General features: G+C 62.9%; 10 protein-coding genes. 8 read left to right on the top strand and 2 right to left on the bottom strand.

The window, feature by feature from the left end:
• The first annotated feature begins 134 nt into the window (after positions 1-134).
• The 8 genes from glmS (at position 135) to AYX22_RS15470 (ending at position 12,827) form a co-directional block, all read left to right on the top strand.
• Complete coding sequence (gene glmS, locus AYX22_RS15505; RefSeq protein ID WP_207594215.1) at positions 135-2,018, top strand: glutamine--fructose-6-phosphate transaminase (isomerizing); 1,884 nt, start codon at positions 135-137, stop codon at positions 2,016-2,018.
• Between the two features lie 4 nt (positions 2,019-2,022).
• Positions 2,023-2,370 (top strand): holo-ACP synthase, encoded by a 348-nt coding sequence (locus AYX22_RS15500; RefSeq protein WP_011775548.1) that lies wholly within the window; start codon positions 2,023-2,025, stop codon positions 2,368-2,370.
• 17 nt (positions 2,371-2,387) lie between these two features.
• Positions 2,388-3,965 (top strand): NAD(P)H-hydrate epimerase, encoded by a 1,578-nt coding sequence (locus tag AYX22_RS15495; RefSeq protein WP_207594214.1) that lies wholly within the window; start codon positions 2,388-2,390, stop codon positions 3,963-3,965.
• A 69-nt stretch (positions 3,966-4,034) separates the two neighbouring features.
• On the top strand, positions 4,035-6,314 hold the full coding sequence (gene glgX / locus AYX22_RS15490; protein WP_207594213.1) for a glycogen debranching protein GlgX: 2,280 nt from the start codon (positions 4,035-4,037) through the stop codon (positions 6,312-6,314).
• Positions 6,311-8,623, top strand: a complete 2,313-nt coding sequence (treY, locus tag AYX22_RS15485) for a malto-oligosyltrehalose synthase (RefSeq protein ID WP_207594212.1) — start codon at positions 6,311-6,313, stop codon at positions 8,621-8,623. Before glgX ends, treY begins: the two co-directional genes overlap by 4 nt.
• 58 nt (positions 8,624-8,681) lie before the next feature.
• Positions 8,682-10,451, top strand: coding sequence for a malto-oligosyltrehalose trehalohydrolase (gene treZ / locus AYX22_RS15480; protein WP_207597609.1), 1,770 nt, complete (start codon positions 8,682-8,684; stop codon positions 10,449-10,451).
• Positions 10,452-10,532: 81 nt separating this feature from the next.
• A complete protein-coding gene (mgrA, locus tag AYX22_RS15475; RefSeq protein WP_207594211.1) occupies positions 10,533-11,570 on the top strand; it encodes an L-glyceraldehyde 3-phosphate reductase in 1,038 nt (345 codons plus the stop codon).
• 171 nt (positions 11,571-11,741) lie between these two features.
• Positions 11,742-12,827, top strand: a complete 1,086-nt coding sequence (locus tag AYX22_RS15470; RefSeq protein WP_207594210.1) for an inositol-3-phosphate synthase — start codon at positions 11,742-11,744, stop codon at positions 12,825-12,827.
• A 191-nt stretch (positions 12,828-13,018) separates the two neighbouring features.
• On the opposite strand, the gene AYX22_RS15465 is transcribed toward AYX22_RS15470, so the two are convergent.
• Positions 13,019-14,707, bottom strand: a complete 1,689-nt coding sequence (locus AYX22_RS15465) for a formate--tetrahydrofolate ligase (RefSeq protein WP_207594209.1) — start codon at positions 14,705-14,707, stop codon at positions 13,019-13,021.
• 103 nt (positions 14,708-14,810) lie between these two features.
• Positions 14,811-16,055 (bottom strand): D-inositol-3-phosphate glycosyltransferase, encoded by a 1,245-nt coding sequence (gene mshA, locus AYX22_RS15460; RefSeq protein WP_207594208.1) that lies wholly within the window; start codon positions 16,053-16,055, stop codon positions 14,811-14,813.
• Between the last annotated feature and the right edge of the window lie 59 nt (positions 16,056-16,114).

Here is a 16,114-nt window from a genome sequence, read left to right as displayed (position 1 = left end):
TGCCCTCCACGCGGCGGATCAGGAAATGCACGACGACGGGAGGGTGAATTGTGGGGGCCGGACATCATAGCGGCAACGGGAAGAGCTGGGATGTCCCACGTCAGTTGTTTGCGCTAGCCGTTAGGCTTGTACCCATGTGTGGAATCGTAGGCTATGTTGGCAATTCGTCTCGCAAGGCAGCTGGTCACAGCGCCCTTGACGTCGTCGTGGAAGGGCTGCGTCGTCTTGAGTACCGCGGCTATGACTCTGCAGGCGTCGCAGTGGTGGCTGACGGGGCAATCTCGTCCCGTAAAAAGTCCGGCAAACTGAGCAACCTGATCAGTGAACTGGAAGCAAATCCAGTACCTGAATCCCTGACCGGCATCGGCCATACCCGTTGGGCCACCCACGGCGGGCCGACCGACCGCAACGCGCACCCGCATCTCTCTGATGGCGGCCGCCTTGCGCTGATTCATAACGGCATCATCGAGAACTTCGCAGAGCTCAAGCAGGAACTGCTGGCCAAGGGCGTTACCTTCGAGTCCGAAACCGACACGGAGGTTGCCGCCGCGCTGGTTGGCGACATCTTCCGCACCCAGCTCAACGGCGACGGCGGAAACCTCACCGAAGCGATGCGCCTGGCCTGCCAGCGACTCGAAGGCGCTTTCACCCTTCTTGCAGTCCACGCAGACCAGCCCGACGTCGTCGTAGCTGCCCGCCGCAACTCCCCGCTGGTGGTTGGCCTGGGCGAAGGCGAGAACTTCCTTGGCTCCGACGTCTCCGGCTTCATCGACTACACCCGTCGTGCCGTGGAACTGGGCCAGGACCAGATCGTCACCATCACCGCGGACTCCGTGGAGATCACCGACTTCTTCGGCGCTCCCGCCGAAGGCAAGGAATACCACGTTGACTGGGACCCGGCATCTGCCGAAAAGGGTGGCTTCAACTCCTTCATGGAGAAGGAAATCCACGACCAGCCTGACGCCGTTGCGCAGACCCTCCTGGGCCGCTCGGATCTTGATGGCAAGCTGACCCTGGACGAGGTCCGCATCGATCCGGAGCTCCTCAAGCAGGTTGACAAGATCATCGTGCTCGCTTGCGGCACCGCGGCGTACGCCGGCCTGGTTGCCAAGTACGCAATCGAGAACTGGTGCCGCATCCCCACGGAGGTGGAGCTCGCCCACGAGTTCCGCTACCGCGATCCGATCGTCGACTCCAACACGCTGGTGGTTTCCATCAGCCAGTCCGGCGAGACCATGGACACGCTGATGGCCGTCCGCTACGCCCGTGAACAGGGCGCCAAGACGATCTCCATCTGCAACACCAACGGTTCCACCATCCCGCGCGAATCCGACGCCGTGCTCTACACGCACGCCGGCCCGGAAATCGCAGTGGCCTCCACCAAGGCATTCCTGGCGCAGATCACTGCCGCCTACCTGCTGGGCCTTTACCTGGCTCAGCTGCGCGGCAACATCTTCTCCGGCCAGATCAAGGACGTCCTCGCGGACCTCAACAAGATCCCGGCCAAGATCCAGAAAATCCTGGACAACGCAGGCCCCCTGCGCGAGCTCGCCCGCAGCATGAAGGACGAAAAATCCGTGCTGTTCCTGGGCCGCCACGTCGGCTACCCGGTTGCCCTCGAAGGTGCTTTGAAGCTCAAGGAAATCGCGTACATCCACGCTGAAGGCTTCGCCGCCGGCGAGCTCAAGCACGGTCCGATCGCCCTGATCGACGACGGCCAGCCGGTCTTCGTTGTGGTGCCGTCTCCGCGCGGCCGCGACTCCCTGCACTCCAAGGTGGTCAGCAACATCCAGGAAGTCCGTGCACGTGGTGCCCGTACCCTGGTGATCGCTGAAGAAGGCGACGAGTCGGTTAAGGACTATGCAGAGCATGTGTTCTACGTACCTGAAACGCCCACGCTGCTGATGCCGTTGCTCACTACCGTTCCGCTGCAGATCTTCGCTGCTGAACTGGCCGGAGCCAAGGGCTATGACGTGGATCAGCCGCGTAACCTCGCCAAGAGCGTGACCGTAGAATAACGCCATGATTGTTGGCATTGGCGTAGACGTCGTAGACATCGAACGGTTCGGCCGGCAGCTGGAACGGACGCCCGGACTCCGGGACCGCCTGTTTGTTCCTGCCGAACGGGAACTCAACACCCGCTCCTTGGCCGCACGTTTTGCGGCCAAGGAAGCCGTGGCCAAGGTCTTGGGTGCTCCCGCGGGCATGAACTGGCAGGACTGCTGGATCGGTCTCGATGAGAACGGTCCTACAGTCCAGGTCAAGGGAACTGTGCTGGCAGTGGCCGAGGCCAAGGGCGTCAAGCGCTGGCACCTGTCCATGAGCCACGACGGCGGCATCGCTACGGCGACTGTCCTCGCCGAGGGCTAGACGGACTCTCAACAGCAATGATCAGCGCCTTCACCGGACAACAGATCAGGGATGCGGAACAACCGCTCCTTGACGCCGGTGAGGGCGCTGTTCTTATGCAACGGGCAGCGTTCGGGCTGGCCCAAGCCGTGGTGCGCGAGGTCAAAACCCGGCGCAGGCTGGCGGGCACCAGTGTGACTGTCCTGGCAGGCAAGGGCAACAATGGCGGGGACGGTCTCTTCGCCGCCTCCCTGCTCGCCCGCCGGGGGATGCGAACGACGGCGGTACTCGCCTCGGCTGAAGTACACCCGGAGGCGTTGGCTGCTTTTGCCGCAGCCAACGGGAGGACCTTGTACCTCGAACCCGGGAATGCTGAAGAACTCGCGGTCCTGTGCGCCGCCGGCGATGTGGTCATCGATGCCCTGCTCGGGACGGGTGCGCGTGGGGGCCTGCGTGGCCCTTCAGCGGAACTGGTTGCGTGCCTCCAGGAACTGCGTCCACGGTTGGTAGTGGCCTGTGATCTCCCCAGCGGCCTGGACGCCAACAGCGGTGAAGTTCACTGGCCGGTGCTGGAAGCAGATGTCACAGTCACCTTTGGAGGCGTGAAGGCAGGGCTGATGACCGATCCCGGTGAGGGCAGTGCCGGGCGGGTGCACTTGGTGGAGATCGGCATCGAAGGATCGCTAACGTCCCAGCAGCCGGAGCTCCGCCGCCTCACCTCCCAGGATGTAGGGGCAGTACTGCCCCATCCTGGCCGCCGGGCACACAAATACTCCCGGGGTGTCCTGGGCGTCGTAGCCGGTTCGGTTCGGTTTCCCGGTGCTGCTGTCTTGGGTGTGCATGCCGCAGCCCTCGCAGGAGCTGGGATGGTGCGCTACGCCGGCCCCCAAACGGTGGGACAGTTGGTGCTCGCCCAAACCCCCGAAGCTCTCTGGGAACCCGACGAACCCGGCCGCGTCCAGGCGTGGTTGCTGGGCTCGGGCGTTGCTGGGGAAGAGCAGCTGGAGCGCGCGAGGGACGCTGCTGCGGCTGCCTTGGCCGCCGATGTGCCGGTGGTGGTGGATGCTGGTGCACTCAGCCTCCTTCCGGAGCGCTGCCCGCCCCATTGGATACTGACGCCACACGCTGGAGAACTGGCTACGCTTCTGGACTCCCTTCCGTCCACGGGGGAGGTAGCTGTGACCCGTGATGACGTGGAGTCGCGTCCGCTGCATTTCGTACGGCAGGCCGCCGAACAAACGGGCGCCACCGTGCTCCTGAAGGGAGCCACCACACTGGTGGCGTCGCCGTCGGGCGTTGTTTTCAGCCAATCCGAGGGCACCGCGTGGATGGCGACTGCGGGAAGCGGGGATGTCCTGGGAGGAGTGCTGGGCGCGTTGCTGGCGCAGAGCGCGGAAACGATCAAGGACGACGACGGCGCCTATGCCGGCTTGGGACTGGACGTTGCCGACCGCTGGGCTGCTGTGGCTGCTGTTGCGGCGAGCGTCCATGGACGCGCAGGAACGGCAGCGTCCGCGGAATTGGCCGGCGGCCCCATTACAGCGTCGGCGATCATGGCAGCGGTACCAGGCGTCATCGGTTCGCTCAACGCGGAATGCGACCGTCCAAGACCCTAAGGTTACTGTCCGTGTCATGGGTCATGAGTAGGCTTGCAGCAGTTGTTCGCATCATCAAGAGGAGAACGCATGGAAGTCTGGCCTGGATCGGCTTATCCGCTGGGTGCCACCTTTGACGGCACCGGCACCAACTTCGCGCTGTTCAGCGAGAAGGCCGAAAGAGTAGAGTTGTGCCTCTTTGACGACGACGGCGGGGAAGTCCGCGTGGAAGTCACCGAGGTGGATGGTTACGTATGGCACTGCTACCTTCCGCAGGTTCAGCCGGGGCAAAAGTACGGTTACCGTGTGCACGGCCCCTACGACCCCGACGCCGGTCAGCGCTTCAACCCCAACAAGCTGCTGCTGGATCCTTACGCCAAGGCCATCCACCGGCAGATCGACTGGGACCCGGCGCTGTTCTCGTACAACCTGGGGGACCCGGATTCCCGCAATGATGAGGACTCCGCACCGCACATGATGCTGGGCGTCGTCATCAACCCGTTCTTTGACTGGGACGGAGACAAGCTTCTGCGGATTCCGTACCACAAGTCGGTCATTTACGAGGCCCACGTTAAGGGCTTGACGCAGATGCACCCGGAGGTACCCGAAGAACAGCGTGGTACTTATGCCGGTGTGGCCCACCCGGCGGTCATCTCGCACCTGCAGAAACTGGGAATCACCGCCATTGAACTGATGCCGGTGCACCAGTTCGTCAACGACGGCATTCTGCAGGACAAGGGTTTGAACAACTACTGGGGCTACAACACCATTGGTTTCTTTGCGCCCCACAACAGCTACAGCTCCAAGGGCGATACCGGCCAGCAGGTCCAGGACTTCAAGGCCATGGTGCGTGCCCTGCACACGGCGGGCATCGAAGTCATCCTGGACGTGGTGTACAACCACACGGCAGAGGGCAACCACCTGGGCCCCACGTTGTCCTTCAAGGGGATTGACAACTCCGCGTACTACCGCCTGGTGGAAGACGACCAGAAGTACTACATGGACTACACCGGCACGGGAAACTCGCTGAATGTCCGGAGCCCGCACTCCCTTCAACTGCTCATGGACTCCCTGCGGTACTGGGTGACCGAGATGCACGTGGACGGTTTCCGGTTCGACCTCGCGTCCACGCTGGCCCGCGAGTTCTACGACGTCGACAAGCTTTCAACCTTCTTCGAACTCATCCAGCAGGATCCGGTGGTTTCCCAGGTGAAGCTCATCGCCGAGCCGTGGGACGTTGGTCCCGGCGGCTACCAGGTGGGTAACTTCCCGCCGCAGTGGACCGAATGGAACGGCCAGTACCGCGATACTGTCCGCGACTTCTGGCGCGGGGAACCGTCCACCTTGGGTGAATTCGCGTCCCGGTTGACCGGCTCCGCAGACCTTTATGAGCACTCGGGCCGCCGTCCGGTGGCATCGATCAACTTCGTCACTGCCCACGATGGCTTCACCCTGGCCGACCTCGTTTCCTATAACGAAAAACATAATGAGGCCAATGGCGAAGACAACAACGACGGCGAATCCCACAACCGCTCGTGGAACTGCGGCACCGAAGGACCCACCGAGGACCCCACAGTCCTGGGCCTGAGGGCGCGCCAACAGCGCAACTTCATCGCCACGCTGTTCCTCTCGCAAGGTGTACCCATGCTGCTCCACGGCGACGAGCTCGGCAGGACACAGCGCGGCAACAACAACGGCTACTGCCAGGACTCTGAACTGACGTGGATCAACTGGGAGAACGTGGACCAGCCGCTCATCGAGTTCACCGCGGCCGTGTGCGCACTGCGTGCCAAGCACCCCAGCCTTCGACGAAGCCGGTTCTTTGATGGACGCCCGGTGCTCCGAGGCGAAGGCGAACGTCTGCCGGACATCGTATGGTTGGACGCTGACGCGAGCACCATGAGTCCCTCGGATTGGGATGAAGCGCTGGGACGCTCCGTTGGTGTTTTCCTGAACGGCGATGGTATTCACGGCCGTGATAACCAAGGACGGCGCATTACCGACGTCAACTTCCTGCTCTACTTCAACGCGGATCAGGACGAGGTAGGCTTCCGGATTCCCTCGGATGAATACGCACCGGCATGGGATGTCATGATCGACACCGCCGGAGAAGGTGCCGAGGCGGGTGTCGTCAAGCCGGACCAGATCCTCATGGTCGGTGCCAAGTCCCTGGTAGTACTGCGTGCGCACAGCACTCCCGAGATAGAGCCTGACCACTCCGTGGCAGCATCACTGGCTGCGCTGACCCAGACGAGCACTCCGGAAACGGCGTCCATCACGGCTCCTGCTGTGACGTCGCTGCCCTTCGACTACAAGGGAGACGCCCCGGCCGACGAGGAGTCCGGAGCAACGAAGAAGGCGGATTCATGAGGACTCCCGTCTCGACGTACCGGCTCCAGATCCGGCCAGAATTGACACTCCAGGACGCGGCGGAGCTCACGGGCTACCTGCGGACCCTCGGGGTGGACTGGGTCTATCTCTCGCCCATCCTGACCGCGGAGGAGGGATCGGATCACGGCTATGACGTCACCGATCCCTCCACCGTGGATCCCTCGCGCGGTGGTCCCGAGGGGCTCGCTGCACTTTCAAAGGCGGCCCGGGAACAGGGCTTGGGCATTCTGGCCGACATTGTGCCCAACCACATGGGTGTAGCCTCGGCCGGGCAGAATGCCTGGTGGTGGCAGCTCCTGAAGGAAGGACCCGGGTCCAAGTACGCCGAGGCCTTCGACGTCGATTGGGATTTCGGTGGGGGGAAAATCCGTATTCCGGTCCTGGGCAGCGATGAGGACTTGGAGCAACTCACTGTGGTGGACAGTGAACTGCACTACTACGATCACCGTTTTCCCTTGGCCGAGGGCACCTTTGCCCCTGGTGACAGTCCCCAGGACGTCCACGCCCGGCAGCACTACCAGCTCATCGGCTGGCGCAGGGCCGACGCCGAACTGAACTACCGCAGGTTCTTCGCGGTGAATACCCTCGCTGGTGTCCGGGTGGAGATCCCATGGGTCTTCGACGAGTCCCATGAAGAGATCGTCCGGTGGTTCCGTGAGGAACTGGTGGATGGGCTCAGGATCGACCATCCGGACGGCCTGGCGGATCCCGAGGGCTATCTGGCCAGGCTGCGGGAAGCAACGGGCGGCGCGTACCTGCTTGTCGAGAAAATCCTGGAGCCGGGGGAGCAGTTGCCGGACACCTTCGACTGCGAAGGTACCACCGGTTATGACGCCCTCGCTGACGTGGACCGGCTTTTCGTGGACCCCGCAGCTGAGGAATACCTCGATTCCCTCGACGCCAGGCTGCGGGATGCGGATGCCCCGGCGGACTACGAGGAGATGATCCACGGGACCAAGCGCCGTATTGCGGATGGCATCCTGCGGTCAGAGATTCTGAGGCTCGCACGCCTGGTGCCTCCTTCCATGGACTTGCCGGCGGACAAGGTGGCCGATGCCATCGCGGAAGTCATTTGCTGCTTCCCGATCTACCGCACCTACCTCCCGTACGGTCAGGACGTCCTGGTGGAATCCATCCGCCATGCCGCGGAAAACCGTGCAGATCTCAAGGCGGTATTGGAAGACCTGACGCCGTTGCTGCTCGATTCCACCGGCGCCTTGGCCCGGCGTTTCCAGCAGACCTCCGGCATGGTGATGGCCAAGGGTGTGGAGGACACAGCCTTCTTCCGCTACACCCGTCTGGGTACCCTCACCGAGGTAGGGGCCGATCCCACCGAATTCGCCGTGTCCAGCGGGGTCTTCCATGAGCGCATGGCCCGCCGCCAGCAGGTCCTGCCGTTGTCCATGACCACGCTGAGCACCCATGACACCAAGCGAAGCGAGGACGCCCGGGCGCGTATTTCGGTCATTTCCGAGGCCGTCCCGGAGTGGGAACTCTTCTTGGGGACAGTGCAGGAGTTGGCCCCGATTCCGGACGGCCCGTTGGCCGCGCTGGTGTGGCAGTCAATTGTTGGTGCGTGGCCGGCAGACCGCGGGCGTCTTCAGTCGTATGCCCTGAAGGCGGCGCGCGAGGCCGGTAACTCGACAAATTGGACCGACCCCAACCAGGACTTCGAGCGCCACTTGGCTGCCGCCGTCGACTCTGTCTTTGATGTGCCGGAGGTTGCAGCGGCGCTGGCCAACTTTGTCGCTGAGCTCGAACCGTACGGGACGTCCAACTCGTTGTCGGCCAAGCTGGTCCAGCTGACCATGCCCGGGGTTCCTGACGTCTACCAGGGCACGGAATTCCGCGACGGCTCCCTGACTGATCCTGACAACAGGCGGCCCGTTGACTTCCAGGCCCGTATGACTGCCTTGGCGGAGCTGGACAACGGCGCTGCGCCACAGTTCACGGATGAGGCAGCCAAGCTGCTGGTGGTGTCCCGTGCGCTGCGGTTGCGGCGCGATCGGCCTGAGCTCTTCGGCGGATACCTGCCGGTGGTCGCACAAGGTGCGGCCGCAGATCACGTAGTGGCCTTCGACCGCGGAGCTGATCGGCGCGGTGCCCTCACGGTTGCCACCCGACTGCCCAAGCGGCTTGCGCGGGAAGGCGGCTGGCGGGACACAATCATCGAATTGTCCGTCAACGCCCGGGACGAACTCACCGGACACACATACAGTGCCGGCACTGTCCAATTGGCCACGTTGTTGGAGCAGTACCCCGTGGCACTGCTGGTGCCTACGGACTGATCCCCACCACCGCAAACCATCACTGCAACGCACGCTTGAACACGCATAAGGGAGCATGATGCTGGAGCACGCTGCTGGAAAAAACCGCTACGACGTCTGGGCGCCGAACGCCGACTCGGTCCGGCTTGTTGCCGATGGACGTGAGTACCCCATGGAACACCACGACGCCGCCGCCCCGGGCTGGTGGCGGGCGCCGGCTGATGTGGCTGGCCAGGAAAGTGACGGTGTACCGTACGGGTACATCGTGGACGGAGAGGGTCCGTTCCCTGATCCGCGCTCGCGGAGGCAGCCGGACGGAGTGCACGAGTTGTCCGCCACGTTCGATCCCTCCATCCATGAGTGGCAGGACTCGGCTTGGAAGGGACGGCAGCTCAAGGGAGCCGTCATCTATGAGCTTCACCTGGGTACCTTCACACCGGAAGGAACGCTGGATGCCGCCGCTGCCAAGCTGGACTACTTGGTGGACCTTGGCGTGGACTTCATCGAGTTACTTCCGGTCAACGGTTTCAACGGTGTCCACAATTGGGGCTACGACGGAGTGCTTTGGTACGCCGTCCATGAGCCCTACGGCGGCCCAGCGGCGTACCAGCGATTCGTGGACGCCGCGCATGCTGCCGGCTTGGGCGTCATCCAGGATGTCGTCTACAACCACCTTGGACCCAGCGGAAACTACCTGCCCAAGTTCGGCCCCTACCTGAAATCAGGGGAGGGAAATACGTGGGGTGACTCCGTCAACCTGGATGGCCCAGGCTCGGACGACGTCCGGCGCTACATCCTGGAGAACGCGGCGATGTGGCTCCGTGACTACCATGTGGACGGTCTCCGCCTCGATGCCGTCCACGCGCTGCGTGACGAACGGGCCGTCCACATTCTGGAGGAGTTCGGGGCTCTGGGCGATCAGATCGAGGCCGAGACGGGAATTCCCCGGACTTTGATCGCTGAGTCGGACTTGAACAACCCGCGCCTCATATATCCACGCAAGGACAACGGCTACGGACTTGATGGGCAGTGGAGCGACGATTTCCACCACGCCGTTCACGTCAACCTGAGCGGGGAAACCACCGGCTACTACGCGGACTTCGATTCACTGGCGGTCCTGGCCAAGGTGCTGGAGCATGGATTCCTTCACGATGGCAGTTACTCCAGCTTCCGCGGACGGCACCACGGCCGGCCCATCCGCAGGGATCTGGCGCACCCGTCAGCTTTGGTTGTCTGCCTCCAGAACCACGACCAAATCGGCAACCGCGCCATCGGTGACCGCCTCACCGCGTCGCTGTCCTATGGGAAGCTGGCCATCGGTGCTGTGCTGACCATGACATCTCCATTTACGCCCATGCTCTTCATGGGCGAGGAATTCGGTGCGTCTACGCCGTGGCAGTTCTTCACCTCCCATCCGGAGCCCGAGCTCGGGAAGGCTACCGCAGAGGGCCGCATCAAGGAGTTCGAACGCATGGGGTGGGACCCCGCGGTGGTGCCGGACCCACAGGACCCGGAAACCTTCCTCCGGTCCAAACTCAAGTGGGAAGAAGCCGGCGAGGGAAACCATGCACGCCTGCTCCAGCTGTACAAGGATTTAGCACAACTGCGCCGAAACACCCCCGAGTTGGTGGACGGTGGCTTCGGCAGCACAGTGGTGGAATACGACGACGACGAACACTGGCTGCAGATCTCCCGCGGCACTGTCCGGGTGGTGTGCAACTTCGGTGACGAGGCACTCGGGACACCCCTCAGCGGCTCCATATTGTTGGCCACTGACCATGAAGCAGTCCTCGATGAGGGAACACTGACGCTTCCCGGCGGGAGCGCCGCCGTCGTGCGCGTCAACTAAGCCATACACAATCCGGGGTGACGGCGCCCACATGGCGGACACCGCCGTCACCCTGGATTGTGCAGTGGCAGGATAGTACGTATGACTTATTCGGCCGCGGAAAACCGCTACGAAACCATGCCCTACCGCCGCGTCGGACGCAGTGGACTCAAGCTCCCCGCCATCTCCTTGGGACTCTGGCACAACTTCGGCGATGACAAACGTTTTGACGAACAGCGTGCCATCCTGCGCCGCGCCTTCGATCTCGGTGTCAACCACTTCGACCTCGCCAACAATTACGGACCGCCGGACGGCTCAGCCGAGACCAACTTCGGGCGCCACCTGAAGGATGATTTCAAGCCGTACCGTGACGAACTGGTCATCTCCACCAAAGCCGGTTACTACATGTGGCCCGGCCCGTACGGCGAGTGGGGATCCCGCAAATACCTGATTTCCAGCCTGGACCAGTCGCTGGAGCGCATGGGCCTGGACTATGTGGATATTTTCTACAGCCACCGTCCCGACCCCGAGACTCCGCTGGAAGAAACAATGGGTGCCTTGGACTACGCTGTTCGATCAGGCAAGGCGCTCTACGCTGGCATCTCCTCCTACACCCCGGAGCAGACCCTTGAAGCTGCCCGGATCCTCAAGGAGCTCGGAACCCCGCTGCTCATCCACCAGCCCAGCTACTCCATGCTGAACCGCTGGACGGAGAACGGCACGCCCAATCTCTACGAGGCACTGGACCAAGTAGGCGCCGGTTCCATCGCGTTCTCGCCCCTCGCCCAAGGAATGCTCACCAACCGCTACCTCAACGGCGTACCGGCCGATTCACGGGCCGCCAAGGAGCGGTTCCTGTCCGAAGCACAGCTGACCGAGGAGAAGCTGGACCGGGTCCGGGGATTGAACGCCATCGCCGAAGGTCGCGGGCAGACGCTGGCCCAGATGGCCATCGCCTGGATCCTGCGCGACCAGCCGAAGGGCTCGCCGGTGACCTCCGCATTGGTGGGTGCCTCAAGCGTGGCCCAGTTGGAGGACACGCTCAGCGCCATCAACAATCTGAAGTTCACCACTGATGAGCTGACGGCGATCGACGAGTTCGCTGTGGAGTCGGACATCAACCGGTGGGCCCAGAAGTAGCCTCGGAAGTTTCGCCATAAAACAGCAGGGGCCGGCCGGGAACAAAGCCGGCCCCTGCTGTGTTGGTTACAATGCAAGAGTGCGCCGAATGGCGCCGTGCCAATCAGTCGTGCCCTGGACTCAGTCAGGGCTGCGCCTGGCACATGAGGTTTAGTTCTCAAAAGGAGTTCCGTGTCTTCACATCCGATTCGTGTTGCCATTGTCGGCGTAGGTAACTGCGCCGCATCGCTGGTCCAAGGTGTTCAGTACTATCGCGACGCTGACCCCAAGGCCACGATCCCGGGTCTGATGCACGTCGAGTTCGGCCAGTACCACGTCAACGACGTCCAGTTCGTTGCTGCTTTCGACGTCGACAGCAAGAAGGTTGGACTGGACCTGGCCGACGCCATCGGCGCCAGCGAAAATAACACCATCAAGATCGCCGACGTCCCCGCCACTGGTGTCACCGTCCAGCGCGGCCACACCCTGGACGGCCTGGGCAAGTACTACCGCGAGACCATTGTTGAGGCACCGGACGAAACGGTGGACATCGTCGCAGCGCTGCGCGAGGCCAAGGCTGACGTCATGGTTTGCTACCTGCCCGTCGGTTCGGACCAGGCTGCAAAGTTCTACGCCCAGTGCGCCATCGACGCCGGTGTTGCGTTCGTGAACGCACTCCCGGTCTTCATCGCCGGAACCAAGGAGTGGGCTGACAAGTTCACTGAGGCCGGTGTCCCGATCGTGGGCGATGACATCAAGAGCCAGATCGGTGCCACCATCACGCACCGTGTCATGGCCAAGCTCTTCGAAGACCGCGGCGTTACGCTGGACCGCACGTACCAGCTGAATGTCGGTGGCAACATGGACTTCAAGAACATGCTGGAGCGCGATCGTCTCGAATCCAAGAAGATCTCCAAGACCCAGGCTGTGACCTCCAATGTTGAGGCCGAGCTGCACGCCGATGACGTCCACATTGGGCCGTCCGACTACGTTGCCTGGCTCGATGACCGCAAGTGGGCCTTCGTCCGCCTCGAAGGCCGCAACTTCGGTGATGCCCCGGTGTCCCTCGAATACAAGCTCGAGGTTTGGGATTCCCCGAACTCCGCAGGTGTCATCATCGACGCCATCCGTGCCGCCAAGATCGGCCTGGACCGCGGCATCGGCGGCCCGCTGCTGTCTGCTTCCAGCTACTTCATGAAGTCCCCGCCGGAGCAGTTCAACGACGACCTCGCCCGCGAGAAGGTTGAGGCTTTCATCCGCGGCGACATCGAGCGCTAAACACCTCTGTCACACCAAACGCCCCCGTATCCGATACGGGGGCGTTTGCCATTCTCCGAACCTTCTCTCACGTCCCTTGGGTTTGGTGCGGACGCTCGCTCACTTTTCTCAAAAGAGTGAGAGAGCGCTGGCCGGAAGGGCGCGGGATGTGAGAGAGCGTTGGTTGGAAGGGCGCGGGATGTGAGAGAGCGCTAGAAGAGGCCGGTGGGTTGTCCTTCGGCGTCCACGTCCATGCGCATCGCGGCCGGCTCCTTGGGCAGTCCGGGCATGGTCATGACAGCGCCGGTCAACGCGACAATGAACCCGGCGCCGGTCTTGGGGATCAGCTCGCGGACGTGCACGGTGAATCCCTTGGGCGCCCCCAGCCGGGAGGCATCGTCCGTGAAGGAATACTGTGTCTTGGCCATGCAGACGGGGAAGTCGGACCAACCGTTCTTTTCGATCTCCGCGAGGCGTTTCAGGGCGGGAACCGAGAACTCGACGCCGTCGGCCCCGTAGATCTCCTGCACGATGGTCCTGATCTTGTCCTCCACAGGGATTTCCAGCGGGTAGAGGTGGTGGAAATCGGAGGGCGCGTCAAGCGCAGCTGCGACCTTGGCAGCGAGGTCGTCACCGCCGTCGCCTCCGCCGCCCCGGCCCCAGACGTCGGCGACGGCGGCTTCAACACCTTCCGCGGCGCACCAGGCGAGCAGCCACTCCAGTTCTTCGGGGGTGTCCGTGCCGAACTTGTTGATGGAGACAATGGGGGAGATGCCGAACTTGGCGACGTTCCGGACGTGTCTCCGGAGGTTCTCCACCCCGGCGGCCACGGCTTCGACGTTCGGTCGGCTGAGTTGGTCCTTGGGGACCCCGCCCTGCATCTTGAGGGCCCTTATGGTCGCAACCACCACGACGGCGGATGGCGCCACCGCGGCGATTCTCGCCTTGATGTCCATGTACTTTTCGGCGCCGAGGTCTGCTCCGAATCCCGCTTCGGTGACCACGATGTCTGCGAGTTGCATGGCCGTGCTGGTGGCGATCAACGAGTTGCAGCCGTGGGCGATGTTCGCGAACGGGCCACCATGGACCAAAGCCGGTGTCCCGGCGATGGTCTGGACGAGGTTGGGCTTGATGGCGTCCTTCAACAGCATGGTCAGGGCACCCTCAACGCCGAGGTCGGCAACGGTGACCGGCGCGCGATCGTAGGTGTAGCCGAAGGTGATCCGACCCAGCCGCGAGCGGAGATCGTCCAAGTCCGTGGCCAGGCAGAAGACCGCCATGATTTCGGACGCGACAGTGATGTCGAAGCCATCCTGCCGGGGCACGCCCTGCACAGGCCCGCCGAGGCCGATGACTACTTCCCGCAGGGCACGGTCGTTCATGTCCAGCACGCGTTTGAAGGTCATGCGGCGGGGATCGATACCGAGTTCGTTGCCTTGGAAAATATGGTTGTCCACCAGTGCCATGAGGGCGTTGTTGGCGGAAGTGATCGCATGGAAGTCGCCGGTGAAGTGCAAGTTGATGTCATCCATCGGCAACACCTGCGAGTAACCACCGCCGGTGGCTCCGCCCTTCATGCCCAGGATGGGACCCAAGGATGGCTCGCGCAGGGCGATCATCACTTTGTGTCCCGCGCGTGCCAGCGAGTCTGCGAGCCCCACGGTGGTGGTGGACTTCCCTTCACCCGCCGGGGTGGGGGACATGGCAGACACCAGGACCACCTTGCCAGGTACTGTGCGTGCCGGGAGGACCAGCTTGGCTGGATTGATCTTGGCCTTATAGGGCCCATACAACTCAAGGGCATCCACTGTGATGCCCGCGCGTTGGGCGATGTCCACAATGGGCAGGATGGTGGCGTTGCGGGCAATTTCAAGATCAGACATGACCTTGTTCTCAGACATCGTTGTCCTTCGGCTGGGTGTCCCCGCAGCGGGGTTGGTGCTGCAGGCGTTGGTTCGCTGTGCGCGACAATCTATCAGTCCCTGCGGGGGATCCGGCGAAGACTCAGCGCCGGGGAACCAGCAGGCCACCTACTGCTTCGCGGTAGCTTTCCAAGGTGATGGCTGCCGTCCGTTGCCATCCGAAGGATTCGGCATGGGTGGCCGCCAACCGGCCCATGTCTTCCCGGGTCTGGACGTCATCGTAGAGGTCTTCCAGGGCGTCTGCCCAGTCGGAGGGGTCGTGCCCGTCCACCAGCATGCCCGTGCGCCCGTCGGAAATTGCGCGGGACAGGCCACCCACATTGGTGGCCACCACAGGTGTACCGCACGCCTGTGCTTCCAAGGCCACCAAACCGAAGGATTCGCTGAACGAGGGCATGACAACGACGTCTGCTGAACGGAACCAACTGGCCAGCTCCGGCGCCACGACAGGCGGCCGATGAGTAACGACGTCGGCCAGTCCGGCGTCTTCGATAATGTGTTGAAGGTTGAAATCCTTGGCCCCGCTAAGAGATCCCAGAATGGTCATCTCAAGGTCAATGTCCGGCCTGCGCTTGCGCAGGATTCCCGCGGCTTTGACGAACACCTGGGGGCCCTTGAGCCGCTGGATGCGGCCGGCGAAGAGGATATGGAAACTGTCCGGCCTGACACCCCGCAAGGATCGCGACTTCCGCCGAAAAGACGGTGTGAACACTTTGAGGTCCACGCCCGGCGGCGCGACGTCGATCCGGTCAAGATCGGCACCGTAGTGTGACACCAGTTCTTCGGCCTCGGCAGGAGTGTTGGCCACCAGCCGGGCTGCGCCATCCACAATCCGCTGCTCACCCTCCTCGCGGCGCCGGGGCTCGGGGCGTTCGCCGGATTCGAGGACCAGGTTTTTGACCTTGGCCATGGTGTGCATGGTGTGGACCAGCGGAACACCCCAAAGCTGGGCCAACTCAAGCCCTGCCACCCCGGAAACCCAGTAGTGCGAATGGATGGCATCGTAGCGGCCGTGAAGTTGGCTTCCCCGGATCCTGTCGATTTCTTCCACCATCTGATGCAGGAGGGCAGGCAATTCTTCTTTGGGCAGTTTCCGGCGCGGCCCGGCCATGACGTTGTGGACGCAGACGCCGGGACCTGGATGCTCGACGGCGGCTTGGCCCGCTTTGGTGGAACGGGTAAAGATCTCCACCTCCACCCCGGACTCCGCGAGTGCCATGGCCAACGCCCGGACGTAGACGTTCATTCCACCGGCATCACCGGCACCCGGCTGCTCCATGGGGGAGGTGTGCAAGGACAGGAACGCCACACGACGGATCAACGGCACCGCATTCCTCCTGACACTCACAGCAAACAGCAAACAGCCAACACGCCTTTGCCCTGCAG

The sequence above is a fragment of the Arthrobacter sp. D5-1 genome, from assembly GCF_017357425.1.
In the GTDB taxonomy this organism is placed as follows: domain Bacteria; phylum Actinomycetota; class Actinomycetes; order Actinomycetales; family Micrococcaceae; genus Arthrobacter.
Note: the sequence above shows the minus strand (reverse complement) of the source record. Positions and strands in the feature narration are given on the sequence as shown.